This window comes from Oryzomicrobium sp. (assembly GCF_021287045.1).
Lineage (GTDB): Bacteria > Pseudomonadota > Gammaproteobacteria > Burkholderiales > Rhodocyclaceae > Oryzomicrobium.
In genome coordinates, this window is sequence record NZ_JAJTBG010000009.1 from 166889 (window position 1) to 193018 (window position 26130).

At 69.0% G+C, this 26130-nt stretch carries 24 protein-coding genes; 7 read left to right on the forward strand and 17 right to left on the reverse strand.

Features of this window, described 5'->3' with window-relative positions; all coding sequences use genetic code 11:
* Window positions 1–82: 82 nt before the first annotated feature.
* From LWW89_RS12055 to LWW89_RS12070, 4 genes are all read right to left on the reverse strand, one after another.
* Window positions 83–436 carry a nucleotide pyrophosphohydrolase gene (locus LWW89_RS12055; RefSeq protein ID WP_293264462.1) on the reverse strand — a complete coding sequence of 118 codons (354 nt, stop codon included), beginning with the start codon at window positions 434–436 and terminating at the stop codon, window positions 83–85.
* Between the two features lie 171 nt (window positions 437–607).
* Complete coding sequence (locus tag LWW89_RS12060; RefSeq protein ID WP_293264464.1) at window positions 608–1027, reverse strand: GreA/GreB family elongation factor; 420 nt, start codon at window positions 1025–1027, stop codon at window positions 608–610.
* 193 nt (window positions 1028–1220) lie between these two features.
* Complete coding sequence (locus tag LWW89_RS12065; RefSeq protein ID WP_293264466.1) at window positions 1221–1385, reverse strand: hypothetical protein; 165 nt, start codon at window positions 1383–1385, stop codon at window positions 1221–1223.
* Window positions 1386–1569: 184 nt separating this feature from the next.
* A complete protein-coding gene (locus tag LWW89_RS12070; RefSeq protein WP_365781654.1) occupies window positions 1570–2748 on the reverse strand; it encodes a CaiB/BaiF CoA-transferase family protein in 1179 nt (392 codons plus the stop codon).
* Window positions 2749–2985: 237 nt separating this feature from the next.
* On the opposite strand from LWW89_RS12070, the gene LWW89_RS12075 reads away from it, so the two are divergent.
* Window positions 2986–5175: a sensor histidine kinase gene (locus LWW89_RS12075; RefSeq protein WP_293264468.1), complete on the forward strand. Its 2190-nt coding sequence runs from the start codon at window positions 2986–2988 to the stop codon at window positions 5173–5175.
* Between the two features lie 58 nt (window positions 5176–5233).
* Here LWW89_RS12075 and LWW89_RS12080 read toward each other — a convergent pair whose 3' ends face one another.
* Window positions 5234–6673, reverse strand: coding sequence for an aldehyde dehydrogenase family protein (locus tag LWW89_RS12080; RefSeq protein ID WP_293264470.1), 1440 nt, complete (start codon window positions 6671–6673; stop codon window positions 5234–5236).
* Window positions 6674–6963: 290 nt separating this feature from the next.
* Between LWW89_RS12080 and LWW89_RS12085 the strand changes: the two genes are divergently transcribed.
* Window positions 6964–10020: a diguanylate cyclase gene (locus LWW89_RS12085; protein WP_293264472.1), complete on the forward strand. Its 3057-nt coding sequence runs from the start codon at window positions 6964–6966 to the stop codon at window positions 10018–10020.
* A 143-nt stretch (window positions 10021–10163) separates the two neighbouring features.
* Window positions 10164–10607, forward strand: a complete 444-nt coding sequence (locus LWW89_RS12090) for a hypothetical protein (RefSeq protein ID WP_293264474.1) — start codon at window positions 10164–10166, stop codon at window positions 10605–10607.
* Between the two features lie 401 nt (window positions 10608–11008).
* Here the strand turns inward: LWW89_RS12090 and LWW89_RS12095 are convergent, their stop codons facing one another.
* Window positions 11009–11929: a LysR family transcriptional regulator gene (locus LWW89_RS12095; protein WP_293264476.1), complete on the reverse strand. Its 921-nt coding sequence runs from the start codon at window positions 11927–11929 to the stop codon at window positions 11009–11011.
* Window positions 11930–12054: 125 nt separating this feature from the next.
* Here LWW89_RS12095 and LWW89_RS12100 point away from each other — a divergent pair, with 125 nt between their 5' ends.
* Window positions 12055–13236 carry a YeiH family putative sulfate export transporter gene (locus LWW89_RS12100; protein WP_293264478.1) on the forward strand — a complete coding sequence of 394 codons (1182 nt, stop codon included), beginning with the start codon at window positions 12055–12057 and terminating at the stop codon, window positions 13234–13236.
* Window positions 13237–13332: 96 nt separating this feature from the next.
* Here LWW89_RS12100 and uraH read toward each other — a convergent pair whose 3' ends face one another.
* Window positions 13333–13746 (reverse strand): hydroxyisourate hydrolase, encoded by a 414-nt coding sequence (gene uraH / locus LWW89_RS12105; protein WP_293264480.1) that lies wholly within the window; start codon window positions 13744–13746, stop codon window positions 13333–13335.
* Between the two features lie 27 nt (window positions 13747–13773).
* Window positions 13774–14259, reverse strand: coding sequence for a heme-binding protein (locus LWW89_RS12110; RefSeq protein WP_293264482.1), 486 nt, complete (start codon window positions 14257–14259; stop codon window positions 13774–13776).
* A 138-nt stretch (window positions 14260–14397) separates the two neighbouring features.
* On the opposite strand from LWW89_RS12110, the gene LWW89_RS12115 reads away from it, so the two are divergent.
* On the forward strand, window positions 14398–15069 hold the full coding sequence (locus LWW89_RS12115; protein ID WP_293264484.1) for a heavy metal response regulator transcription factor: 672 nt from the start codon (window positions 14398–14400) through the stop codon (window positions 15067–15069).
* A complete protein-coding gene (locus LWW89_RS12120; RefSeq protein WP_293264486.1) occupies window positions 15066–16478 on the forward strand; it encodes a heavy metal sensor histidine kinase in 1413 nt (470 codons plus the stop codon). The genes LWW89_RS12115 and LWW89_RS12120 overlap by 4 nt, the downstream gene beginning before the upstream one ends.
* Window positions 16479–16600: 122 nt before the next feature.
* On the opposite strand, the gene LWW89_RS12125 is transcribed toward LWW89_RS12120, so the two are convergent.
* Window positions 16601–17476 carry a LysR family transcriptional regulator gene (locus LWW89_RS12125; RefSeq protein ID WP_293264488.1) on the reverse strand — a complete coding sequence of 292 codons (876 nt, stop codon included), beginning with the start codon at window positions 17474–17476 and terminating at the stop codon, window positions 16601–16603.
* Between the two features lie 244 nt (window positions 17477–17720).
* Here LWW89_RS12125 and LWW89_RS12130 point away from each other — a divergent pair, with 244 nt between their 5' ends.
* Window positions 17721–18437 (forward strand): DUF554 domain-containing protein, encoded by a 717-nt coding sequence (locus LWW89_RS12130; protein WP_293264490.1) that lies wholly within the window; start codon window positions 17721–17723, stop codon window positions 18435–18437.
* 213 nt (window positions 18438–18650) lie between these two features.
* Here LWW89_RS12130 and LWW89_RS12135 read toward each other — a convergent pair whose 3' ends face one another.
* From LWW89_RS12135 to soxC, 8 genes are all read right to left on the reverse strand, one after another.
* On the reverse strand, window positions 18651–19037 hold the full coding sequence (locus tag LWW89_RS12135) for a hypothetical protein (protein ID WP_293264492.1): 387 nt from the start codon (window positions 19035–19037) through the stop codon (window positions 18651–18653).
* A gap of 251 nt (window positions 19038–19288) precedes the next feature.
* A complete protein-coding gene (gene soxB / locus LWW89_RS12140; RefSeq protein WP_293264494.1) occupies window positions 19289–21016 on the reverse strand; it encodes a thiosulfohydrolase SoxB in 1728 nt (575 codons plus the stop codon).
* A gap of 82 nt (window positions 21017–21098) precedes the next feature.
* Window positions 21099–21785, reverse strand: a complete 687-nt coding sequence (gene soxX / locus LWW89_RS12145) for a sulfur oxidation c-type cytochrome SoxX (protein WP_293264496.1) — start codon at window positions 21783–21785, stop codon at window positions 21099–21101.
* 10 nt (window positions 21786–21795) lie between these two features.
* Window positions 21796–22644 (reverse strand): sulfur oxidation c-type cytochrome SoxA, encoded by an 849-nt coding sequence (soxA, locus tag LWW89_RS12150; protein ID WP_293264498.1) that lies wholly within the window; start codon window positions 22642–22644, stop codon window positions 21796–21798.
* 122 nt (window positions 22645–22766) lie between these two features.
* Complete coding sequence (soxZ, locus tag LWW89_RS12155; protein ID WP_293264500.1) at window positions 22767–23078, reverse strand: thiosulfate oxidation carrier complex protein SoxZ; 312 nt, start codon at window positions 23076–23078, stop codon at window positions 22767–22769.
* Window positions 23079–23138: 60 nt separating this feature from the next.
* Window positions 23139–23621, reverse strand: coding sequence for a thiosulfate oxidation carrier protein SoxY (gene soxY / locus LWW89_RS12160; RefSeq protein ID WP_365781636.1), 483 nt, complete (start codon window positions 23619–23621; stop codon window positions 23139–23141).
* Between the two features lie 57 nt (window positions 23622–23678).
* Entirely contained in the window at window positions 23679–24761 is a 1083-nt protein-coding gene (locus LWW89_RS12165; RefSeq protein WP_293264502.1) for a c-type cytochrome, read from the reverse strand.
* Window positions 24745–26130: a sulfite dehydrogenase gene (gene soxC, locus LWW89_RS12170; protein WP_293264504.1), complete on the reverse strand. Its 1386-nt coding sequence runs from the start codon at window positions 26128–26130 to the stop codon at window positions 24745–24747. The genes LWW89_RS12165 and soxC overlap by 17 nt, the downstream gene beginning before the upstream one ends.

A 26130-nucleotide genomic window follows, 5' to 3' on the forward strand; every position in this document is an offset into this window, starting at 1 on the left:
TGACCACGCCCCCGAAGCGGAACGGCCATTCGAGCGGCCGCTCCCGGGGAGCGCTGGACGGCACCGGTCTATCGGGATCGGGCTACAGCTCGGTGTACTTGAGCGCCTTGCCCCGGGCCTTTTCCACCGGGTACTTGGCCCGGTTGAGGACCATCTTGTCGCGGAAGGCCTGGGCCAGGTCCACGTCGAGCCGGTCGGCCAGGCGGGTCAGCACCAGCAGCACGTCGGCCAGCTCGTGGGCCACCGCCTCGCGCTTCCCTTCCGGCAGGGCGGCGCTTTCCTCCGGGGTCAGCCAGAGAAAGTGCTCCAGCACCTCGGCGGCCTCCACCGACAGGGTCATGGCCAGGTTCTTGGGAGTGTGGAAGGGCGTCCACTCGCGCTCTTCGACGAAATCGCGCACCTGGGCGCGCAGCTCTTCCAGGGTCATGGACGGCATGGGTCCGGCTCGCAAAAAATCACCAGGGCGGATGATCCCCCAACCCGGCCCGGGATGCATCAGTTCCCGCCCCGGTCGGCATGGCCCATTGCCGGCGACCATGGCAAAACCCCGCGCCTGGCGCGGGGTTTGGACGGGCGCCAGCGGCGCCGGGAGGGGGCGAGAGGGGGCTTACAGGGCCGCCCAGCCCTTGGACTCGGGTTGGAACGGCAGGGCGGCCACGGTCCATTCCTGCACCGCGCCGTCGGCGCCCGGCACCTCGATGCGCTCGCCGACGCGCACGCCGAACAGGGCAGCACCCACCGGGTGCAGGATCGACCAGCATTCCTCGTCCGGATCGTGGTCTTCCGGATAGACCAGGGTCAGTTCCCGCTTGGTGCCGTCGGCGGCTTCCAGCACCACGGTGGAGTTCATGGTCACCTGGTCCGGGGGGATGCCGTCCGGCGGCACCACCTTGGCCGAGCGCAGCCGCGCCAGCACCCGGGAAGCGGCGTCGGACACGCCCTGGCCGCGCTGGAAGCGGGTCTCGATCAGCACCACCAGACGGGATTGGTCGACGGCGGAAATACAGGGTTGCGAAGCTTGGGTCATGGCTGGACTCCTGGCCCGCGGGGCCGGACGGCATCTGGCCGGGCGCGGGCGACGAACGAAAAACGGCGAAGGATGAAAGGGCTGGGGCGGTGGCGGATGCCCGGCAGGGGAAGGGCGGCGGCGACGAACCTCGGTCGGGGCCGCGCCGGGACCCGGGGTGGCGCCGGGGAGGCGCCGCAGCGTTGCCGGAAGATCAGGCGGAAACGCTGGCCCGCGGGTCGGGCCGCTGCCGGGCGGGGGAGAGGCAGGCGGCCAGTCGGTGGCGACTCATGCCGGCGCGGCCGCTCCCCCGGGCGACCCGGTCCCCGGTCTGGGGGCGCGGCAGGTCGCAGGCGAAGATGGAGGCGGATACGGGCATGGTTGGCGCGGGAAGGACTCGGAATGCACCACAACGGTGCAGATGGCCCATTCTACCCCGCCCCACCGTTCCCCCCAAGCCCCGGGCGCCGGGGCCGCTTGCCACCACCGCCAGGCGCCGCCCAGTGCCTCCTTGTGGCGAACAGCGACGGAGCCCCCGGCAAGCCCCGCCAAGCCGTTTCCGTTTAAATCGCCCCCGCCGCCCGCAATCGGGCGATGTCGGCCGGAGTGAAGCCGAGGCGGCCGAGCACCGCATCGGTGTGCTCCCCCAGGGTCGGGCCGAGCCAGTCGGTGCGCCCCGGGGTGGCGGTGAGGGTGGGCACCACGCCGGGGATGGTGAACGGCTTGCCGTCCGGCAACGTGGCGGCCTGGAGCATGCCCCGGGCGAGGAACTGGGGGTCGGCGAACATGTCGGCCACCGAATAGACGCGGGAAGCCGGCACCTCCGCCGCCTCCAGGGTGGCCAGCACGGCGTCGTGGTCGTGGGCGGCGGCCCAGGCGTCGATCACCGCGTACAGCTCGTCGCGGCGGGCGTCGCGTCCGGCGTTGTCGGCCAGGGCCGGGTCGTCCGCCAGGTCGGGGCGGCCGATGGCCCGCATCAGGCGGCGGAAGATGGCGTCGCCGTTGGCGCCGATGGCAATGTGCCGCCCGTCCCGGGTGGTGTGGGTGTTGGACGGGGTGATGCCCTTCATGATGTTGCCGCTGCGCTCGCGCACGAAGCCGAACACGTCGAACTCTGGCACCAGGGATTCCATCATGGCGAATACCGCCTCGTAGAGGGCCACGTCCACCACCTGGCCGGTGCCGCCGCCCACCTCCTTGTGGCGCAGGGCCATCAGGGCGCCGATGGCGCCCCATAGCGAGGCCAGGGCGTCGCCGATGGATATGCCGGTGCGCACCGGCGGCCGATCCTCGAAGCCGGTGACGTAGCGCAGCCCGCCCATGCTCTCGCCGATGGCGCCAAAGCCTGGCTGGTCCCGGTAGGGCCCGGTCTGGCCGAAACCGGAGAGGCGCACCATGACCAGCCCCGGGTTTGCGGCGCGCAGGGTCTCCCAGCCCAGGCCGAGCTTTTCCAGCACGCCGGGGCGGAAGTTCTCGATCACGACGTCCGCCTCTTGCGCCAGCCGGCGCACGATGGCGGCCCCTTCCGGGTGCTTGAGATTCACCGTCACCGACTGCTTGTTGCGCGACTGCACGTACCACCACAACGAGGTGCCCTGGTACAGCTGGCGCCAGCGGCGCAGGGGGTCGCCGCCGTCCGGCGACTCGACCTTGACCACCTCGGCGCCGAAGTCGGCCAGGATGCGGGAGCAGAACGGCCCGGCGATCAGGGTGCCCAGTTCGAGCACCTTGACCCCGTCCAGGGGGCGGGGCGCGGCAGCAGCGGCAGTGGGGGTCTGGGAGGAATCGGGGGCAGGGGCCGGAGGAATGGACACGGGGCAGGCTCCAGGTAAGGCGCGGTGGCACGGGTGGCAAGAGCGATTGCCGCCATGCTACCGGCTTTGCTCCGGAGCGACCCGCGGTACCGGCCATCGCTTCGCTGCGACCAGCGCCAACTTTGCCAAGGTCATGGCAACGGCCTTCATGCCACAATCCGGACAATGCCTCCGTCCTCATCCGATGCCCACCCGGCGTCCTGCCCCCCTCCCCCGGCGCCGCCCTGGCACTGGCTACTGCCGCTCCTCCTGGCGGCGCTGGCCGTCCTGGCGTTCTGCGGGCCGCTCCCGGCGCGGGCCGAGGAGGCCCAGGAATGCCCGACAGAGGCCGCCCTCGGACCGGCCCACAACGTCCAGGGCCAAGCTCTGCTGCGAGATCCGTCCCGCCGGCTGACCCTGGGGGACGTGACCTCGGCGGCCCGGGCCGCCGAATTCGAGGCCCTGCCCGGCCAACTGTCCGGCGGCTACACCCGGGACATTCTGTGGCTGCGCTTCTGCCTGCCCCCCGGCAGCGACACACTGCCCCGCTGGCTGCGCATCTCCCCCGCCATGCTCGACGACCTGGCCCTGTACCTGCCCCAGGCCGGCGGCGGCTACGAGCTGCGCCGCGCCGGTGACCGCTACCCCTTCACCGCCCGGGAATGGCAATACCGCCTGTTCGCCATCGCCATCCCGCCGGGCACCGACGTGCGCCGCCCCTTCTACCTGCGCCTCGATACCACCAGCGCCCTCAACATGCGCCTCGACCTGTGGCACGGGGCCGAATTCCAGGACCTGGTGGTACGCGACACCATGTTCTACGGGCTGCTCGGCGGCACTATCCTGCTGCTCATCGTCTTCAGCCTGATTTCCTGGCGCTGGCTGAAGGACCGGCTCTACCTGTTCTACGCCGGCAACGTGCTGGCGGGAGGCGTCTTCCTGCTGATGAACGCCGGCTTCGGCAGCCAGTTCGCCTACCCCGGGCTGGGGGGGGCAAACGATCTGGCCATCGCCTGGCTCACCGGGCCGATCTTGACGATACACGTCCTGTTCTTCACCTACCTGTTCGCGGTGCGCCAGCACCTGCCCCGCCTCTACCCGCTGATGCTGGCCCTGGCCGGCACCTACGCAGTCCTGGCGCCCCTCAGCCTGTTCACCGACTGGCGCACCATCGGCCTGATCCTGCAATTGCTGGCCTTCCCGGTGACCCTGCTGTGGATGGTGCTGATCGTCACCCTGGGCTTCAAGGACCCCAAGCGGCGCATCTACATCGTCGCCTTCCTGCCCTGGCTGATGGGCCTGTTCGGCAACGCCATCTTCCGCATGGGCGGCATTTCCGACAATTTCTGGATCAGCTACAGCGGCGAAATCACCGCTCTGATCCATCTCATCATCCTGCCCATCCTGATCATCCACCGGGCCCGCCAGGCCGAACAGGAAAAGGACCAGGCCCTGGCCCGGGAACTGGCCGAGGCCCACCGGGCGGAGCAAGAACTGGAAGCCCGGGTGCGCGAGCGCACCGGCGAGCTGCGTCAGGAGATCGAGACCCGGAGCCGCATCCAGGCCCGGCTCCAGGACGCCCTGACCACCGAGCAGGCCACTCTGGCCAATCAGCGCGAACTGGTGGCCATGCTCTCCCACGAATTCCGCACGCCCCTGACCCTGATCGACACAGTGGCCCAGCGCCTGGACATGATGCTGGAGCGCATCCATCCGGAACTGGTGCCGCGCATCCTGAAGATTCGCAGCGCCGTCACCCGGCTGCTGGGGCTGCTGGAGAACTGCCTGGCCAACGAACGCCTCAACGGCACCGGCACCGAGCTGCACCTGGAAACGGTGGACGTATGCGCCCACCTGACCCAGGCCTACCGGGGCGGGACGGCTCCCGCCGAGGCCCGGCGCATCCGCCTCGACTTGCCCGAGGCGGCGGTGCGGGTGCGCTGCGACCGGCACCTGTTCGACGTGGCCCTCTCCAACCTGGTCGGCAACGCCCTCAAGTACTCCCCTCCGGACAGCCCGGTGACCCTGCGGGTGCGGCGCGAGCCCGCCGGGCAGGTAGCCATCGCGGTGCAGGACCGGGGCCAGGGGGTGCGCCCAGCAGACCGGGAACGCATCTTCGAACGCTTTTTCCGCAGCGACGGCCTGCGCCCCCAGGGGTCCGGCCTGGGCCTGCACCTGGCCCGCTCCCTGGCCCGCCGCCACGGCGGCGACGTGATCCTGGAAGCGGGGGCGGAAGCGATGGGTGCCGAGGAGGCGGAGGAAACGTCCGCCGGAGCCGGCGCCACCTTCATCCTCACCCTGCCGGAAGACGGCCCGCCGGTCGCAACGGACGTCGCCGTCAACCAGGAGCCGGCTGCCGAGACGACGGCCTCCTAGAGCGGCAGCGGGCACGCCGCATTCGCCTGGAGCAGCCCGATTCAACCCCGTTCAGCGCTCATCCCTTGAGCTGCACCGACTGGGGTTCCAGGAACTCCATCACCCCGTGGCGGCCCAGCTCGCGGCCGTAGCCGGACTGCTTGAACCCGCCGAAGGGCGCCTGGAAGTTGAAGAAGGCGCCGTTGATGTCCACCTGGCCGGTGCGCATCTGCCGGGCGAAGGCCAGGGCCTTGTCCCCGTCCGGGCACCACACCGCGCCGCCCAGGCCGTAGGCGGTATCGTTGGCCAGTTGCAGGGCCTCCGCTTCGTCCCGGTAGGGCATGATGGCCAGCACCGGGCCGAAGATCTCTTCCCGGGCGATGGTCATGGTGGGGCGCACGTCGCCGAACACGGTGGGGCGCACGTACCAGCCGCTTTCCAAGCCTTCCGGCGCCTCGGGGCCGCCGGTGAGCAACGTCGCCCCTTCGGCCACGCCCTGGCGGATGAAGTCCCGCACCCGCTCGCGCTGGGCCCGGGTGACCAGGGGGCCGAGGCGGGTGGCCTCGGCGAAGGGGTCCCCCGGCGCGTAGGCCTGGGCCGCCGCCACCGCCAGTTCGGCCGCCTCGTCATGCCGGGCCGCCGGCACCAGCAATCGGGTCAGGGCCGAGCAGGTCTGGCCAGAATTGAGCAGGCAGGCCCCTACCGAGCCCTTCACCGCCTGGGCGAGCAGGGCTTCGTCGGCGGCTGCCTCGGGCAGGATCACCGAGGCCGACTTGCCCCCGAGCTCCAGGGAGACGCGCTTGACCGTCTCGGCGGCCAGGGCCGCCACCCGCTTGCCGGCCCGGGTCGAGCCGGTGAACGACACCGCGTCCACCGCCGGGTGGGCGGCCAGGGCCTCGCCCACCACCGGTCCCAGGCCGGTGACCAGGTTGAACACGCCCGGAGGCACGCCGGCCTCGTCCATCACCTCGGCCAGGACGAAGGCGTTGAGGGGCGCCACTTCCGAGGGCTTGAGCACCACGGTGCAGCCCGCCGCCAGGGCGGCGGCCACCTTGGCGGCGATCTGGTGCAGGGGGTAGTTCCACGGGGTGATGGCGGCCACCACTCCCACCGGCAGGTAGGCGACCCGGGAATGGCCGATAACCTCGTCGGCGAAGCCCTCGGCGGCGATGGCGGCGCAGGCCTCGAAGGAGGCGATCGGGTTGCCGGCCTGGATGCGCACCGCCAGCTTGAGGGGCATGCCCACTTCCCGGGCGATCAGTTCGCCGATTTCCTGCTGGCGGGCCTTCAGCCCGGCGGCCACCTTGGCCAGCAGGGCGCCCCGCTCGGCCGGGGCGGTGCGGCTCCAGGCCAGGAAGGCGGCCCGGGCGGCGCGCACCGCCGCGTCGGCATCGGCGGCATCGCCCAGGGGCACCCGGCCCAGGGACTGCTCGGTGGCCGGATTGACCACCTCCTGGGTGCCGGTCCCGGACGGGGGCACCCAGCGGCCGTCGATGTAGAAGGCGTCGCGCACGATCATGGCAGGCTCCGGAAAATCGATGAGGGAAACGAAGGAGCATCTTAACCTCGGACACGTCGCCCCACGCATAGCCCCGAGCCGGTCCCACCATGCCATTGCCTTGATTCATGGCAAAATTCGGACTCGCTAATAAAAAACGATAAGTTATTGATAACGCAAATCAATAAGCCACATCAGATGCCGGGACGACCCGCACGATATTTGTGGAATAACGCATACCGCCCCACATATTACAAAAGTAATAATTCATGCACCCGGCCTAGCTTGCCCGGATGCCAAGCTTCTCCTTCATGCCCAACATTGACGCCCCCCAGGCACTCCGCATCGATCCGGAAGAGCGCTCCGACCTCGTCGTAACCGCCATCGCCGTATTGGTCGCCATGCTGGCCTGCGCGGTGTACTGGGCCGTGCTGGTCAGCTCCCATAACGAACAACTGCGCGGCGCCGAGCAGCAGAGCCAATTACGCGCCCAGCAGATTTCCAAGGCGCTGCTGTCCCAGGTGGAAACCCTCGTGGGCGGGCTGGACTTCGCCACGCGCAGCCTGGCCGAGGAGTTGAGCCACAAAAGCCCCGAGGGCTTCAACGCCACGGTGCGGACCGTGGTGCAGTCCTATCCCCAGGGTTCGATCTTGCAGATCGCCATCGCCGACCGGAGCGGCAAGGTCATCTATGCCAATCCGGCCCCCGATCCCTGGTCCCCGCTCCCCGCCAACGTCGGCGACCGGGAGCACTTCCGCGTGCATCAGGACAACAGCCGGACCGGCGCCGCGGACCGCTTGTTCATCAGCGCGCCGGTACTGGGCCGGGTGTCGGGCCAGTGGTCGATCCAACTGTCCCGGGCGCTGCGCCGCAACGGCGAATTCGACGGCATCCTGGTCATTTCCCTGTCGCCTCACTACATCTCGGATTTCTTCCAGAGCATCTTCGACAGCGAGCGGGACGTGGTGATGCTGCTGCGCCAGGACGGCCGCTACCTGGCCCGCTCCCAGGGCGAACAGGCGGTACTCGGCAAGGCGGTGCCCGACAGCCGCGAGTACCTGCGCAACAACCACCTGATGCACGGCACCTACGAGGCCGTGGCCCGAGTGGACGGCATTGCCCGCTATTACGCCTGGAGCCGCGCCCAGGCCTATCCATTGGTGATCAACGTCGGCCTGGACAAGGACGCCGCCCTGGCCGGCGTCCAGCAGGCCATCCAGGCCAGCCGGCAGCGCAACCTGCTGGGCATCGCCATCGTCCTCGGCGGCGTCCTGGTCATCTCCTGGCTGCGCCTGCAACGCAGCCGGGCCAAGGCATTGCTGCGGGCCAAGGACGAGCGCCTGGCCAAGCTGGTGACCCAGGTGCCCGGCGCCATCTACCAATACAAACTGGCCACCGACGGGACGTCCAGCTTCCCTTACGCCAGCCCAGGCATCGCCGACATTTACGGATTCACGCCGGATGAACTGGCCACCAACGCCGCGAAGGTGTTCAACCTCATTCATCCGGACGACCTGGAATCGGTCAAGGCAACCATCATGGCATCGGCCCACGACCTCACGCCCTGGGAATGCAAATACCGGGTGGGGACGAGCACCGGGGGCTGCCGCTGGCTGCACGGCTACGCCCGGCCGGAGCGACTGCCGGACAGCAGCATCCTGTGGCACGGCTACCTGCACGACATCACGACGGAGCAGGCCATCCAGCAGGCCCTGCACGAAAGCGAGGAACGGCTGCGCCTGACCCTGGACGCGGTGCGGGACGGCCTGTGGGAATGGGACACCGAGCGGGGCACCCTGCACTGGGACGCCCGTTGCTACGAATTGCTGGGTTACCCGGACCGGGGCTTCCCCATGGGGCTGGGCGCATTCCTCGACCTCGTGCACCCGCTGGATGTCGACCGCTGCCGCATCGACCAGGCCCAGCACCTGGAATCGAACCGGATCTACCGCACCGAATTTCGCCTGCGCCGCGCCAGCGGCGAATGGCTGTGGGTCGAATCCCGGGGCCAGCTGCTGCCGGCCACCGAGCACCGCCCGGCCCGCATGATGGGCACCCTGTCGGACATCGGCGAGCGGGTCACCCAGGCCCAGGTGCGCCGCGCCCTGCTCGACCAGAGCGCCGCCGCCATCTTCCTGGCCACGCCGGACCGGCGCATCTCCCACGCCAATGCCCGGGCCATCGAACTGTTCGCCCCCAATGGCCATGCCCTGATCGGCAAGGACTTTCGCATCATCCACACCGACGAGGCCTCTTTCGCCGCCTTCGGCGAGCATTACCAAGCCCTGCGCCAGGCCGGATCGGTCCGGCTGGAATGGCGCCTGCGCGACAACCGGGGCCGGGTGCGCTGGTTCAATGCCCACGGTTCCCTGCTGGGCGAGGACGACCCCAACGGCAGCGTCATCTGGACCATGCTCGACACCGACGCCCAGCACCGGGCCATGGACGCCCAGGAACTGGCCCAGCAGCGCCTGACGGCAATCATCGAGCAGTTCCCCGGCGGCGTGCTGGTGGAAGACCAGGCCGAGCAGCGCATCGTCGTCGCCAACCAGGCCCTCTGCCAGCTCGGCGGCACCGGCTGGAGTCCCCGCGACCTGGTCGGACGCACCCATGCCGAACTGGCCGCGCGGCTGCCCGCCGACCTGCTGGTCCCGCCCCCCGGCGAGGACGCCGCCCCCGACGCTTGGGAATGCCACCTCGACGACGGCCGCGACGTGGCCGTCGAACGCATCCCCCTGCACAGTGCCGGCACGCCCGTCGGCCTGTTCTGGTTCATCCGCGACATCACCGAACGCAAGCGGCGCGAAACCGCCCTGGCCGCCCTGGCCGCCACCGACCCCCTCACCGGCCTGGCCAACCGCCGCACCTTCATGGCGCGCATGAACGACGAGCTGCACGAGCAGCGCCGCGGCCGGCACGGCCCCAGCGTGCTGGTGATGCTCGACCTGGACCACTTCAAGCGGGTCAACGACACCTACGGCCATGCCGCCGGCGACCGGGTGCTCCAGCACCTGGCCGGGCTGATGCAGGCCGCCCTGCGCCGCGACGACCTGGCCGGCCGCCTGGGCGGCGAGGAATTCGCCGTGCTGCTGTCCGACACCGACCTGGACGGTGGCGGCGCCATGGCCGAGCGCCTGCGCATCGCCCTGGAAACAACCCCGGCGCGCACCGACACCGGCGAACTGTTCGTCACCGCCAGCCTGGGGGTCACCCTGTTCCGGCCGCCCTTCGACAGTCCGGAAGACTGCCTGGCCCGGGCCGATGCGGCCCTCTACGAAGCCAAGCACCGCGGCCGCAACCGGGTCATGGTCAGGGACGAGGACCGGGGCTTTCCCATCACCCACGCCGCCCCGGTGCGGGACGCCTGATTCCGCAAAGCGGATCGGACCGGGCGCCAGCCCCTGCGCTCCTTTCCCCCTCGCCGCCGCCCGCCCCGATCCCCCTTAATCCGCGACAATGGCGGCCTTGCCAGGCCCGCTTCGGGCCAAGCCTTCCTCCCGGAATCCGCCCGATGACCTCCCGCCCCCTTGCCCTCTCCCTCGCCTTGGCCGCCCTGGCGACCCTCGGCGCCACCGCCCAGGCCGCCCAGCCCCCCTTCTCCGGTCCCGACTACAGCGGCCGCTACGCCTGCACCGGCGACGACGCCAAGGAAGGCGCCTACAGCGCCACGGTGACCCTGGAACTGGTGCCCGAGCACAGCAGCGGCAAGTACGGCGCCTACGCCTTCACCCTGGAGGTGCCGGGCTTCGGCACCTATCCCGGCCACGCCGTGGCCAAGGGGGCGGCCATGGCCATCCACTTCGCCCATACCGACCCAGCCACCCGGGACTTCGGCACCGGCCTTGCCACCTTCGCCCCTGGCCGCAGCGGCCGCTGGACCTTCACCAAGTTCTACTACGAGCCCGAATTCAAGGGTGGCAACCACGGCAGCGAGCGCTGCGAGCAGCAGCCCTAGCCCTGGCACCTAAGGCGGCGCGTCCCGCCGAATCGCCGGCCCAACCGGCTGGCGCAGCGCTTTCGACACCGGGGGCGCTGCGCCAAGGCGGCCGCAGAAGACGGCGAACGCCAGGGCGATACTTGAATTTTTTTCATGTATTTTTGCAGGCACAACGGCAAGGTCGAGAACTGGCGCGGACCTTTGCTTTTCGACCAGATCGAAACATTAATTTTTTTAATGAATTGATCGATTGCAGGCCGCCCGGCGGCCAGGCGAATCCCGGCGCAGGCCAGCTCTTTCGCGCATCCACGCATCCACACAGTCCAGTCCCCGTGCTCCGTGCCAGCGGCATCCAAAGCAGCCCAGGCATTCCCGGGCCGGAGCTGAAACCCGCCCCAGCGGCTGCTCTCCTCTGCCCCCTACCCCGCCAGGGACGCAGCGAGGAAGCGGGCCAGGCCGCCTTGCAGGGGCTTTTGCCGGTGGCGGATGAAGTACAGGGGCCGGGCCAGGTCCGCCAATCCGACCAGATCCGGAGGCAGGCCCGCCGCCCCTTGCCGCGCCCCCAGGTCCACCACGCCGCCCCGCTCCAGCAGGTCCGCCACCACGTGGCGCGACAGGCACGACACCCCCAGGCCAGCGGCCACGGTCCGCTTGACCGCCTCGGAATTGCCCAGGGCCAGGGTCACCTTGAGGTGACCGAGCAGGGGCACCAGCAGTTGCTCCAGCACCTCCCGGGTGCCGGAGCCGGTTTCGCGCAGCACCCAGTCGGCCCCGGCCAGGGCCTCCCGGGTCAGGGCGCCTGCCGCCGCCGCATGGACCAGGGGATGGTCCCGGCCGGCGAAGACCACCAGCTCGTCCCGCTGCCAAGGCGTCACCACCAGGTCCGGGTGGCGACACACCCCTTCGATGAAGCCGCCGTCCACGGTGAATTCGGCCACGGCGGCAACAATATCGGCGGTGTTGGCCACGTCCAGACGCAGCCGGGCCTGGGGGTTGTCGCGGCGGAAGGCGGCGATCAGGGGCGGCAGCAGGTAGTTGCCCACGGTGGTGCTGGCCCCCAGGCGCAGGGAGGCGGCCTCGCCGGCGAACAGCCGGCCGATGTCGGCGGCCTGTTCGAGCAGGGCGGTGGCCCGGGGCAGCAGCAGGCGGCCCGATTCGTTGAGGCGCAGCTGGCGGCCGATGCGGTCGAACAGGGGGGTGCCCAACTGACGCTCCAGCTCGGCCAAGGCGGCGGAGGCGGCGGACTGGGACAGGGCGGTGGCCTCCGCCCCCCGGCCGGTGGTGCCGTGGCGGGCGATGGCGACGAAGACTTCGAGCTGGCGCAGGGTGAGGTGGAGCACGACCTATTACCTTTAAAACCGGTTATTTCAACGTTTTTTATTCGTTTTTCAGGTTGATGGCAAGCCGGTAAGGTGGCGTCCATGGCGGGTCCGTCGATCCGCCCGGACAACCCACGAGGCTCCCCATGTCCTCCCCTGCCAATGCATCCGCGGCCCTGGCCGCCCCGCCCCTGTCGTTCGCGCAACGCATTTTCCAAGGCTTTCGGGCCGCCGCCCCCGGCCTCATCCTCACCCTGGCCCTGGGCCTGGGCGCCCTGCTGCTCGCCCGCCAGCCGGCGGTGCAGGGCTGGGGATTGTCGGCCCTGACCCTGGCCATCGTCGCCGGCATCTTCATCGGCAACACCGTGTTCGCCCCGGTGGAACGGCTCGCCGCCCCCGGCGTAGGGGTGGCCAAGCAGACCCTGCTGCGCGCCGGCATCGTGCTCTACGGTCTGCGCCTGACCTTTCAGGACATCGCCGCGGTGGGCACCGCCGGGCTGGTGGTCGACGCCCTGGTGGTGGCGATCACCTTCGTCCTGGCCCTGCAACTGGGCACCCGCTGGCTCGGCCTGAGCCGCCGCCAGGCGGCCCTGATCGGCGCCGGCAGCGCCATCTGCGGCGCGGCGGCGGTGCTGGCCACGGCGCCGGTGGTGGCGTCCGCCCACGCGGCCCGGGATGAGGGCCACCATGAAAGCCCCCTGGCCGACCAGGTGGCGGTGGCGGTGGCCACGGTGGTGGTGTTCGGCACTCTGGCCATGTTCACCTACCCGGCCCTCTACGCCGCCCTGGCCCACTGGGGCTGGGCCGTCTCGCCGGAAGCCTTCGGCCTGTACACCGGCGCCACGGTGCACGAGGTGGCCCAGGTGGTGGCCGCCGGCCGCGCCATCAGCCCGGACGCGGCAGCCACGGCGGTGATCGCCAAGATGCTGCGGGTGATGATGCTGGCGCCCTTTCTGGTGATTCTGGCCGGGCTGTTTGCCAGCGGCGGCGCCGGCAACGGTGGTAATGGTGCTAATGGCGGCAATGTCGCCGGCCGGGGCGCGGCGGTGCTGCGCGCCTTCCCCTGGTTCGCCCTGGGCTTCGTCGCCCTGGCCGGGTTCAATTCCCTGGACCTGCTGCCCCAGGCAGTGAAGGGCGGCCTGATCGTCGCCGACGACCTGCTGCTGGCCACCGCCATGGGCGCCCTGGGCCTGACCACCCGCTTTTCCGCCATCCGCCGCGCCGGCCCCCGGCCCCTGCTGCTGGCCGGCCTGCTGGCCCTGTGGCTGGTGGCGGGCGGCGGAGCCCTGACCGCCCTGACCGCCCTGGCCCTGCACCTGGCGGGCTGACCGTCCCCCAGCTCCCCGGCCCGGGGCAACGCCCCCTGGCCCAACAAAAAACCTCGCCGGGCATATGCCGGGCGGGGTTTTTTGCCAGTGCGGGGCTTAATTGCCCCGGTAGGTGGAGTAGCCGTAGGGACTGAGCAGCAGGGGGATGTGGTAGTGCTGCGTCGCATCCTCGACGGTGAAGGGCACCGGGATCTCGGGGAAGAAGGTCGGCTGCTTGATCTTGGCGAAGTGCTCGCCGGTATGGAACACCACCCGGTACTCACCGGCGGCGAAACGCTCCTTGGCCGGGAACATCTCACGGATGCGGCCCTGGGCGTCGGTCACGGCCGAGCCGAGGGGGCGCCAGCCGGCGGCGGTCTTTTGCTCGAGATCGACGGTCACGCCCGGGGTCGGCTGGCCGCTTTGCAGGTCCAGGATGTGGACGCTCAACGGGTTGCCGGCGGCGAGGGCGGCGTGGCTGGCGAGGCAAAGCAGGCCGGCCAGGGCCAGGGTGCGGATCGGTTGCAGCATGGAACTATCCTCCTTGAAAAAAGGGATTCAACGGGTTTGCAGGTCGGGGCGACCGGCCAGGGCGGCCCGGGCGCAGGTGTCGTCGCCCTCGGGGCCGCCGCCCCCCGCCACGCCGATGGCCCCCACCAGGGCATCGCCCTGCCACAGCGGCACGCCGCCGCCGAGCAGCAGCAGTTCGGGCAGGTGGGCGAGGTTGGCCGTGTCGGGGTTGGCCCGGGCGGCCCGCCCCAAGTGCAGGGTGGCGGTCTTGGTCGACAGGGCGCTGTAGGCCTTGCGGCGCGCCGCCTCGGTGTTGTGGGGGCCAACGCCGTCGCCCCGGCCCAGCAGCACGGTCTGACCGCCGGCATCGAGCACGGCGATGGTGACCGCCTTGCCCCGGGCCGCGCAGGCCTCCCGGGCCGAGGCCGCCAGCTGTTCCGCAGCCGACAAGGTCAGTTGCGGTGCGACGGGCAGGGGCGCGGCCTGGACAGCGGTGGCGGCGAACACCAGGGGAAAGAGGAATTTACCGGTCATCGGATGGTCTCCGTCACAGTGATGCCGGCCACGATAGCGGGCGGGGGCTGGCGGAACGGTGGCGGCCCGATGACAAAATTGTCATCCACCGCCGCGCCCGCCCTGGCTACCATCCGGGCTCGATGAGGAGGCGCAAGCGTGCGGATACTGGTGGTGGAAGACGAGCCGAAGACCGGCGACTACTTGAAGAAGGGGCTGACCGAATCGGGCTTTGTCGTCGACCTGGCCCGGGACGGCCGGGAGGGGCTGCACCTTGCCGAGGAAGGAGGGCACGACCTGATCGTGCTCGACGTGATGCTGCCCGGGCTGGACGGCTGGCAGGTGCTGCGCCGGCTGCGCGAGGGCCGGGGGACGCCGGTGATCTTCCTGACCGCCCGGGACGGCCTGGACGACCGGATCAAGGGGCTGGAACTGGGGGCCGACGACTACCTGGTCAAGCCCTTCGCCTTCGCCGAACTGGTGGCGCGCATCCGCACCCTGCTGCGGCGCGGCCCCCTGCGCGAGGCGGACCAGCTGGCCATCGACGATCTGTGCATGGACGTGCCGGCGCGCCGCGTCACTCGGGGCGGCGAGCGCATCCACCTGACGCCGCGGGAATTCGCCCTGCTGCACCTGCTGCTGCGCCGCCAGGGCGAGGTGCTCTCCCGCAGCCAGATCGCCTCCCAGGTGTGGGACATGAACTTCGACAGCGACACCAACGTGGTGGACGTGGCGATCCGGCGCCTGCGGCAAAAGATCGGCGACCCGGTGCCGGGGCGGCTGATCCACGCGGTGCGCGGCATGGGCTACGTGTGCGAATGGCGCCCGTGACGCCCCGCCTGTCCCTGGGCGCCCGGCTGGCGGTCTTGTTCGCCGCAGTGGTCGCCGTCGCCAGCAGCGCCTTGGGCTTTTACCTCTACCACTCCTTCGCCGGCCAGCTCGAATGGCGCGACGACGTGCAACTGCTCGGCAAGCTCCGGCAGTTGCGCCAGCAGCTCGCCGACGCGGCCACCCCCGAACTGCTGCTGACGCGCCCCCAGTACCTGCGCGACACGATGAGCGGCGAGAGCAACGCCCTGATCGAGGTGCGCGACACCACCGGCCGCGCCCTGCTGACGATCAACCCGCGCCGCGAGGCCCTGCCCGCCCCCGCCCCCCTGGCCGAAAACGAGGAGCCGACTCCAACGGCGCTGGTGCGCTGGCGCACCCGGGACGGCAGCCCCGCCGCCGCGGTGGCCGGCGTGGCCCGGCTGGGGCAGCCCGACGGGCGCCCCGTCATCATCACCGTCGCCCGCGCCTATCCGGACCGGGAGGCGCTGCTGGCCGCCTATCGCTGGCGCATCGGCCTGGCCGCCACCGCCGCCGCGCTGCTGGCCGCGCTCCTGTCCACCTGGGTGGTGTGGCGCGCCCTGGCACCGCTGCGCCGCTTGAGCCGCGAAGCCGGCGACATCACCGTCAATCGGCTGTCGACCCGGCTCGTGGATCGCGATGCGCCGCCCGAGATCGCGCGCTTGATCGCGGCGCTCAACACCATGCTCGCCCGCCTCGAAGACGGCTTCGCCCGGCTATCCCAGTTCGCCGCCGACCTGGCCCACGAATTCCGCACCCCGGTGGGCAACCTGCTCGGCCAGAGCCAGGTGATGCTCGCGCGCCCGCGCCCGGAGGCCGAATACCAGGCGCTGCTCGAATCGAACATCGAAGAGCTGGAACGGCTGGCGCGCATGATCGACAACATGCTGTTTCTCGCCCGGGCCGATCACGCCGGGCAGGCCCTCGACAGGCAGCCCCTGTCGATCGCCGCCGAGCTGACCCGGCAGGCCGAGTACTTCGAGGGCGTAGCCGAAGAACGGGGACTGACGCTCCTGGCCCAAGGGGACGGCACCCTGTGGGCCGACCCGGCCTTGCTGCGCCGCGCCCTGGGCAACCTGGTGGCCAATGCGGTGCGGCACGCCACACCCGGCAGCACGATCCGGCTGGCGGCGGCCCACGACGGGAACGCCTGGAACCTAATGGTGGAAAACGACGGCGCGCCCCTGCCCGAAGACGTGCTCGCCCGCCTGTTCGACCGCTTTTATCGCGCCGACACGGCCCGCGCCGATTCGGCCCGCTCCAATGGCCTGGGCCTGGCGATCGTGCGCTCGATCATGGCCCTGCACGGCGGGCAGGCCCAGGTGGCGCAAGCCGGGTCGCGGCTGCGCTTCACCCTGACGTTTCCCGACGCCCCGGGCCCGGCAGCGTAAGACGTCGCGGCGTGGCGTGGCGCGGCGGGCGATCCCGGCGCTCCGGGCCGGACACGTCCAGACACGCTCAGGCGCTCTTCGGGCGCCCTCGCCCCTTGCGCTGGCGCTTCGGTCCGGTCGGGTCAATCGGCCCAGAAGGTCAGCAGACGTTCCACCAGGGCCGCATCCTGCTCGCCGCTGCGGCACACCAGGGACAGGTGGTAGCCCGGCAGGTCCGCCTCCAGGGGGCGGATCCAGTAGTCCTCGCCCATGCCCCCCGTCTCGGACTCGGGCACCACGGCGATGCCGGCAAAGCCCCGGCGCATCAGCTCCAGCAGCAGGGACACGTCGGAGCTGTAAAGGGCCACGTTGGGAGTCAGCCCCAGTTCGTGGAAGCTGCGCAGCAGGCGCTCGTAGGTGCTCACGCCGAAGGAGCGGCGCAGCAGCAGCAGGGGATGGGGCGCCAGGTCGGCCAGGGTGAGGCGCTGCGGCACCGTGCCGTGCAGGCGGCGCGGCAACACCGCCACCGGCGGGCTGCTGGCCAGGCGCTGAATGCGGAAGTTTTCCGGGTGCAGGGGCGGCTGCATGAAGGCGGCGTCGATCTGGCCGGTTTCGAGCAGGTGCTCCAGGTAGCTCGAATCCCCCACCACCAGGCCGATCTGCCGGTCCTGAAAGAGCGCCCGCAAGTTCTCGAAGCGAGACAGCCACAGGGCCCGGGAGGTGGGGGTGAGGCCGATGCGCAGGGTCGGCCCGGCCTGGGTGGCGGCACGGATCACCTCTTCCTTGGTGGCATCCACGCTGCGCAGGATGTCCCGGGCACGGCGGTAGAGCAGCCGGCCGGCGTCGGTGAGTTGCAGCTGGCGGCCCTGACGCAGGAAGAGGGGCGTGCCCAGTTCCTCTTCCAGTTCGCGCAGGCGCTGGCTCAGGGGCGGCTGGGCCATGTGCAGCACCCGGGCCGCCCGGCTGATCTGGCCCTGGTCGGCAATGGTGCAGAAGTAGTGCAGGCGCTTCAGGTCCATGGCGTCACCCCGCGGCTTTTCATATCGTTTCGATATTGATGCAAATTCAAACGATATTATCCACGCGGACCTTCGCTCAATACACTTTCGTCTTCATATCGTAAAAGTTGCCTTGCTGGACCACGTTGCCACAGAGCCACGCTACCCGGCCGGCCGCGGACCGGGGGGCCCCGATCCTCCGGCCCCCGCCCCGGCGCTGCCGTGCCGAGGCGGGCAAGGCGACGCGGAAGAAAGCGAGCGTGCAATGCTGGGTCCCCTGGTCAATAGCGCCGTCCTGATCGTGGGCGGCATTTCCGGCGCAATCCTGGGCCGGCGCATCCCGGTGCGGGTCAGCCAGGCCCTGCCGCTGACCTGCGGCATCCTCGCCGCCGGCATCGGCACCACCCTGATGGCCAAGGTCCATGCCATTCCGCCCCTGGCCCTGGCGCTGCTGGGCGGGGCGCTGATCGGCGAGCTGCTGTGCCTCGAACGGGGGTTGGAGCTGGCCATCGGCTGGGCCCAGAAGCAGGCCGAACGGCTGCTGCCTGGGGACAAGGGCAACCCCAAGGTGGAAGGCTTCGTCGCCAAGTACGTGACCATCCTGGTGCTGTTCTGCGCCAGCGGCATGGGCATCTTCGGCGCCACCCACGAAGGCATGACCGGCGAAGCCCAGATCCTCATCGCCAAGTCGGTGCTCGACCTGTTCACCGCCACCATCTTCGCCGCCGAACTGGGGGGGTCCGTGGCCCTCATCGCCGTTCCCCAGATGCTCATCCAGGGGGCCCTCTACGCCAGCGCCACCCTGCTGGTGCCCCTGACCACACCGGCCATGCTGGCCGATTTTTCCGCCTGCGGCGGCCTGGTGATGCTCGCCACCGGCCTACGCATCTGCGGCATCAAGCTGTTCCCGGTGGTGAACATGCTCCCCGCCCTGGTGCTGGCAATGCCGTGTTCGGCGCTGTGGGGGCGGGTGTTTGGGTGAGGGAGCGAACTCGCTACCCGTGTAAGGAAAATTTGGCCGTACCTGGTGCGCTCCGACCACATGTGCACGGCCGGCCTCAACACCAGCAGCGTCAATTACGTGGCTGCGGCCCTGGCAGCGGTACTGCAAGACTAATCGATGCAACGGGATGGGCTACTGGAAGATGCCATGAAATGGCCATCCGGCGTCTGCATCACAGGGTGGGCCGTTTCATTAGCTGTAAACAACCGCCAGTAGTGCAAAAAACACGAGAAGAAAGATACCGGGGAAAAATGCGACAAAGACTTTATTGTGCTTTTCCTTTGGGTAGCGCCCCAAGGTCAACACAAGTAGAAGGACACGACCCAGTGGATACGTAACGAGTGCCCCTGGAGCTAAGGCAACCAACTCCGGCGCTGCAACCCACTTTTCGCTGCTGACACTCTGACGCGCATATTGCATCTCCAATTCCGTACGAACCGCATCAGCCGATATGTAGCCTTTCGTAATACTCACGCCATCCTTCTGCCCAAAAAATCGGCGAGCACCGAAACCCTGATCGGCAATCTCAACGATTTGAAACCCATTAAACTCTGAAACGACAGTCGTCTTATTTTTCATAGCAGGCTACAGGTCATTTAAAAAGTAGGCGATTGAAAATTGAGCCAAGAATTCCCCCACCATTCTTGCCCTATAAGTTTTTATTTTGGTCAGTGCAGGAGCTACGACCGCCAACACTAAAAATTATGCCGCAAGTATAAGCGACGATATTTCATCCTTCACAACCCCAAAAGCACAACGCCCCGCCGCCACCGGAATCGACCGGTAGCGACAGGGCGTTGTGTTATCGGCGACGGGGGGGGGTTAAACCGTCAGCCCACCATCCCCGGGTTGCCGTCCACGCCCTTCAGCTTGGGCAGGTTGAGGGCCACGGGTTTCACGGTCTTGATGCTGCGCAGGTAGCCGGCCACCACGTCCCAGATCGGTTCGCCGCCGGCGGCCTTGGCGTCTTCGGACACCGGGGCCCAGCCGGCGACCTTGTAGGTCTTGGCCGGGTCGATGGGCTTGCCGTTGAGGCGCATGTCCTGGATGCGGCCGCCCATCTTGGCGGTGGGGTCGCAGGTGTATTGCAGGCCGCCCACCCGCACCATGTCGCCGCCCTGCTGGTAGTAGGGGTCCGGGTTGAAGAGGTTGTCGCAGACGTCTTCGAGCACGGTCTTGATCATCTCCCCGGTCATGTTGGTGACGGTGGTGTAGGGGTAGGTGATGGCGGTCTGGTCGAGGACGTGCTCCATGGTGATGGCCTGGCCGGGCAGCAGCGAGGTGCCCCAGCGGAAGCCGGGGGAGAAGGCGATCTCGGCGTCCTTGACCTTCATCAGGGCGTCCAGGATGACCTGGTCGAAGGTGCCGTTGAAGTTGCCGCGGCGGTAGAGCAGGCCCTCGGTGACGGCCAGCTGTTCGCCGAGCTTGCTCTCGTAGGGCGCGCGGATCTTGGCGATCAGCTCGTCCATGGCCTTGTCTGCCGGGATCAGGTTGGCGAACACGGGGAGCAGCTTGTAGCGGAAGTCGGCGACCTTGCCGTTCTTCACGTCGAAGTCGATCACGCCCAGGTACTTGCCGTTGGAGCCGGCGTTGGTGACCAGGGTAACGCCGCCGGCGTTCTTGACCTTGACCGGGGCGGGCACGCCGTCGTGGGTGTGGCCGCCCAGGATGGCGTCGATGCCGCGCACGCGGGAGGCCATCTTGAGGTCCACGTCCATGCCGTTGTGGGAGAGCACCACCACCACCTGGGCGCCCTGGCCGCGGGCCTCGTCCACCACCTTCTGCATGTTGTCGTCCTGGATGCCGAAGGTCCAGTCGGCCACCATGTAGCGTGGGTTGGCGATGGGGGTGTAGGGGAAGGCCTGGCCGATGATGGCCACGGGCACGCCGTTGATCTGCTTGATGACGTAGGGCTTGAACACCGGGTCGCCGAAGTCGTTGGTCTTGACGTTCTGGGCGACGATGTCGATCTTGCCGGCGAAGTCCTTCTCCTCGATCTCCTTGAGGCGCTCCATGCCGTAGGTGCATTCCCAGTGCAGGGTCATGACGTCCACGCCGAGGGCCTTGCAGGCATCGACCATGTCCTGGGCGTTGGTCCACAGGCTGGTGCCGGAACCCTGCCAGGTGTCGCCGCCGTCGAGCAGCAGGGCTCCGGGGCGGGTGGCCTTCATGCGCTTGACCAGGGTGGCCAGGTGGGCGAAGCCGCCGACCTTGCCGTAGGTATGGGCGGCCTTTTCGAAGTCCAGGTAGGTGAAAGCGTGGGCGTCCGGGGTGCCCGGGCGGATGCCGAAGTGCTTGAGCAGGGCCTCACCCACCAGGTGGGGCACCTGGCCGCGCTGGCCGCCCAGGCCCAGGTTGACGTTGGGCTCGCGGAAGTAGATGGGCTTGAGCTGGGCGTGGCAGTCGGTCATGTGCAGCAGCGACACGTTGCCGAAGCGCGGCAGCTCGTACATCTTCGCCGCCGATTTTTCGGCCAGGGCGAAGTCGCTGTGCAGGGCGAAGCCGCCGGCGGCGGCCACCGCCAGCATGTTGAGGAATTCACGGCGGTTCATGCTCATGGAGCTTGTCCCTTCCTTCTCTAAACGGAAAAAAAGCCCGAGCGACGGTGCCGGTCGGGCCAAGGGGGGTAAGTCGGGCGGCTCAGTCCTTGTTGACCGGGGACTCCGGGTCCATCAGGAAGGCGACGATGTCGGCGATCTGCTCCGGCGTCAGCCAGGCGTGGTAACCGAAGCGCGGCATGTTGGTGCAGGCGGAGAAGGCCTGGGCGTTGTACACCTTCATGTAGGCGTAGCGGGCGATGTCCTCGCCGTAGCCGCGCACCTTGCCGAAGTTGTGCAGGGAGGGGCCGATGGTGCCGTAGGCCACTTCCTTGGTCGCCAGCTGGTGGCAGGCGTAGCAGTTGCCGCCCCGGGGTGTGCCCTTGGCGTCAGGCTGGATCTTGCCGATGTGCCCGCCGCGGCCGGAAGAGGCCAGTTCCTCGCCCTTCTTCCAGTCGCCCACCAGGCGGCCTTCCACCGGGAAGCGGATGGTTTCCAGCTGGGCCTTTTCGATCTTGGCGCGCACGGCCGGCGGCGGGTTGTCCTTGTACTGGCTGCACAGGGCCATGGCCTCGTCCTGCTTGAGGCGGTCCAGGTGGGTACGCGGCTGGTCGGGATCGAAGGAATCCAGGTAGAGCTTTTCGGCCTTGGCGGCCAGGACGGCGTCGGCCTTGGCCGGCTTGGCCGAAGTCGCCGGAGCCTTGTCGGCGGCCTGGGCGGCCAGCGGCAGGGCGCTGGAGACGGTCAGGGCCACGGCGGCGGCCAGGAGTCGCAGGGTGTGATGGTGCATGGTCGTCTCCTCAGCGCTTGATGCCCGGGGATTCGAGCACCCCGCCGGCGGCCTTGTTCTGGAGGTACATCTCGAGGGCGATGACCGCGTCCGAGGGGAACTTCTGTTCCGGCCAGCGGGCCTGGCGCATGCAGTCGATCAGGCGGCGCTGCATGGTCCACACGGTGCCTTGGGAAACGCGGTAGGCGGGCCAGGTGCGCATGGCCTTCTGGGCGCCCTTGGACTGGGACAGGTTGTCCAGGTCCTGGAGGCGGATGCGCACGCCGTCCTGGCCGTGGCAGACCGAACAGCCGAAGTCCTGGGGGCCGGAGCGGCGGTGGAAGATGTATTCGCCCATCTTCACCATCTCGGCTTCCTTGGGATGCTTCACCGGCACGTTGATCTTCTGGCCGTTGCTCTGGGCGCCGACCCAGGTGACCAGGGCCACCAGGTCCGATTCCTTGCCCGGCTTGGAGTACCAGTTCTTGGTCGCCTCAGCGAAGGAGAAGCCTTGCTGGGTCTGCATGCAGTAGACCAGGCGGGCTTCCACGTCCATCACCTTGCCGGCGTCGGCGAAGTAGCGCGGCAGCTGGGCGTAGGCGCCTTCGACCTTGCCCGGGCCGAGGCCCAGGTCGCACTGTTCGAGGCTGACGTTCTTGGGGCCGCGGGGGGTCTTCCACAGTTCTTCGCCGCGCATTTCGATCAGCTCGGCGGGGTTGCCGTCGGCGAGCATCTCGCGGTACTTGGCGATCTCGTCCATGGACTTGTCCTGGGCCAGGGCCGGCGTGCCGGTCAACGTGGCCAGGGCAGCCAGGGCTGCAAGGCTGCCGGCCATCCGTTTGGCGGCAGCATGGGGGGTGCCTCGGCGTTGCTTACGCATGTCGCTCCTCCATCAAGGATTGTGCGGATCCCGTGCGCCGCCTGGGCGGGCGCCGGGCGCTTATTGGTATGGGTACTGCACGGGCCGGCACTGCAACCGCCGGCCCGGGAACGGCCGTCGCCTTAGGCGATGGTGCCTTCGTCGGTGCGCTTGTCGCCCTTGTTGTCCACCCAGGACACGGTGACCTTTTCGCCCTTGGCGCCGCCCTTGAACTTGAACGCCAGGTAGGGGTTCTTGGACACGGCGGGGCCGAATTCGCCCTGGAGGACGACCTTGCCGTTCCAGGTGGCGGTGACTTCGGAGATGAAGTGGGCGGGCACGATGGCGCCGGAGGCGTCCTTGCGCTGGCCGGTTTCCATCTCGTGGCTCATGAGGATCTTCACTTCGGTGACGCCGTCCTTGTTGGCGGCGCGGATTTTCATCGGATCAGCCATGGTGTGACTCCTGTCTCGTTTGTTCGGTGGGGCCTGGTGGGGGTGTCGTGTGCCGCCGGCTTAGCCGCCGCAGCCGCCCAGGGTGACCTTGATTTCTTTCTTGGCGATGTAGAACTTGCCGTCGGACTTGACCAAGGCGAAGACGTCGGAGGTCTGGCCCATCTTCACCCGGGTGGTGATGGTGGCTTCGGTGCCTTCGGGGATCATGAACTGGGCGGCCAGGGCGTTCGGGTTCTTTTCCACCAGGATCGCCACCTGCTGGCTATGGGGCAGGTTGCTGGTGACGGTGACCGGGACCACGGCGCCGTTTTCGGCGATGTCCGGAGCGTTCAGCACCACGTCCTTGGATTCCACCGGGGTGCCGGCGGCGCCCAGGGCCTTCAGGGTGTCGGCCAGGGTCTTGGCTTCGAAGGCGCCCTTGTTCCAGGCGGCCAGGGCCATCTGCGGGGTGATCATGCCGGCGGCGGCCAGCAGGCCCAGGAAGCCCATGCCGCCCATCTTCTTCATGGCATCGCGGCGGGCGTTGATCTCGTTCATGCTCATCGGTCGGTCTCCTCTAAATGGCGTCCCACGACGCCGTGTGATCTTCATGCACTGCGGTTACTTTGCCGGGGCGCCCGACAGGATCCACTGGACCAGGCTCTTGATCTCCTCGTCCTTGAGGGATTGCGGCGGCATGGGAATCTGGCCCCACACGCCGGCGCCGCCCTGCTTCACCTTGGCGACCAGTTTACCTTCCGCGTCGCCCTTGCCCTTGTACTTGGCCGCCACCTCGTTGAAGCCCGGGCCGACCACCTTGTTGGTCAGGCCGTGGCAGGCGGTGCAGCCGGAGGCCTGGGCGAGCTGGTGCGCCTGGGCGTTGGCGGAGGGCTTCTCCGCCGCGGCGGCCGGCTGGCCCTTGGCGGCGTTGATGTCCTTGCCGCGGGTGGCGCCGATGGTGCGGTTCTGCTCGGCCAGGTTACCGTGGGCGGTCTCGGCGTAGTCCGGCAGGGTCGAGCCGATCTTCACCTCGGTCTTGCAGTTGCTCATGCAGGCCACCGCCTTCACGTCCGGCTTGCCGGTGCCGATGCCCTTGCCCGGCCACAGGCCGTGGTCGGTGGTCATGCCGTTGCGGTTGGGCATGCGCTTTTGCACTTCGGCGATGTTGGCGTCGGAGAGCACGAAGTCGGCCGGCACGATCTCGCCCAGGTTGAGGATGTAGGCAAGCACCGCGTACACCTCGTCGGTCTTGAGGGACTTGGGCGCGGTCCACGGCATGGCCCGGTTGATGTAGTCCCACAGGGTCGACAGGGTGGCCACCTTCATCAGCGTGGTGCGCTGGGGGAAGCTGGAGCCGGGCTGGAGGTTCTTGACGTGGCCGGTCTTGATGTCGTCGGCGGTGGTGCCACCGACGATGGGGGTGAACACCTCGTTCGATTCGCCGAAGGTGCCGTGGCAGGTGGCGCACTTGGCCTCCCACACGTCCTGGCCCTGCTCCACCGAGCCCTGGCCCTTGGGCAGGCCCTTGAAGTCGGGGCGCACGTCGATGTCCCAGGCGCGGATTTCCGCCGGAGTGGCGGCCCGGCCCAGGCCCTCGAAGGCCGGGTTGGCGGCCGGGGCGGCGCCCTTGCCGGCGGCCAGGGCCGAGGTGGCGCCCAGGGCGCCGATCAGGGCAACACAGGCGAGCTTAGAGAACCTGGACATTGGACACCTCCCCGCTCTCGGCCACTTTCCAGGATTGAATGGCGTTGTTGTGATAGATCGACTTGGTGCCGCGCACGGCGCGCAGCTGGCCGTAGGACGGCTGGACGTAACCGGTTTCGTCGGTGACCCGGGATTGCAGAATGGCCGGCTTGCCGTCCCACACCCAGCCAATGTTGAAGCGGCTCAGGGCCTTGGAATGGACCGGGCCTTCCAGGCGCGCTTCCTTCCAGTTGATGCCGCCGTCGAAGGACACATCCACCTTCTTGACCTTGCCCCGGCCGGACCAGGCCAGGCCGGTGACGTTGTAGAAGCCCTTGTCGAGCAGCATCTGGCCGCCGGAGGGGCTGGTGATGACCGACTTGGCCTCCTGGGTGGAGGTGTACTGGCGGTGCTGGCCGTTGGGCATCAGGTCGATGTAGTGCACCGCCTCGTCCTTGGAGGCGTAGGGCTGGTCGCCCACCTCGATGCGGCGCAGCCACTTGACCCAGGACACGCCCTGGACGCCCGGCACCACCAGGCGCAGCGGGTAGCCGTTCTCGGGGCGCAGCATTTCGCCGTTCTGTCCGTAGGCCACCAGCACCTCGTCGGACAGCACCAGTTCCATGGGGATGGTACGGGTCATGGAGGAGCCGTCGGCGCCCTCGGCCAGGATGTACTTGCCCTTCTTCAGGTCGGCGCCGCAGTCCTCAAGAATCCAGCGCAGGGGTACCCCGGTGAATTCGGAGCAGGACAGCATGCCGTGGGAGTACTGGACGGTGGGCACCGCCACGTTGCCCCACTCCATGCCGGTGTTGGCGCCGCATTCGATGAAGTGGATGCGCGACACCGGCGGCATGCGCAGGATGTCGTCCATGGTGTAGACCTTGGGCCGCTTGACCATGGAGGGATCGGAGCCGTTGATCATCAGGCGGTGGCGCGACGGATCGATGTCCTGCCAGCCCTGGTGGTGGCGCTCGAAGTGCAGGCCCGAGGGGGTGATGATGCCGAACAGGCCCTGCAACGGGGTGAAGGCCACGGACGAGCCGGACACTCGGGTCAGGCCCGGCGATTCGCGGCGGATCAGGCCTTTTTCGTACTGGCTGGGCAAGCCGTAGGGGCGGGCGGCGACGCCTTGGCCCAGGCTGGTGCTCCAGGGCGGCAGGGTGAGGATGGCGGAGTCGCCCTCCTCGGCGGCCCGGGCCAGGCCGGAAAAGCCGGCGGCGCCGGCACCCATGGCGGCCACGGCGGCGGAAAAGCTGCCGCGCAGGAAATCCCGGCGGCCAGCCTTGACCGCGGCGATGTCGTCCTGGCTCAGGAAGCCCTCGGGGGCCGGGCGCACCTTGCCCAGGCGCTGGCCGGCGCCCTCCGGCCGTGTCGGATGCTCACTCAT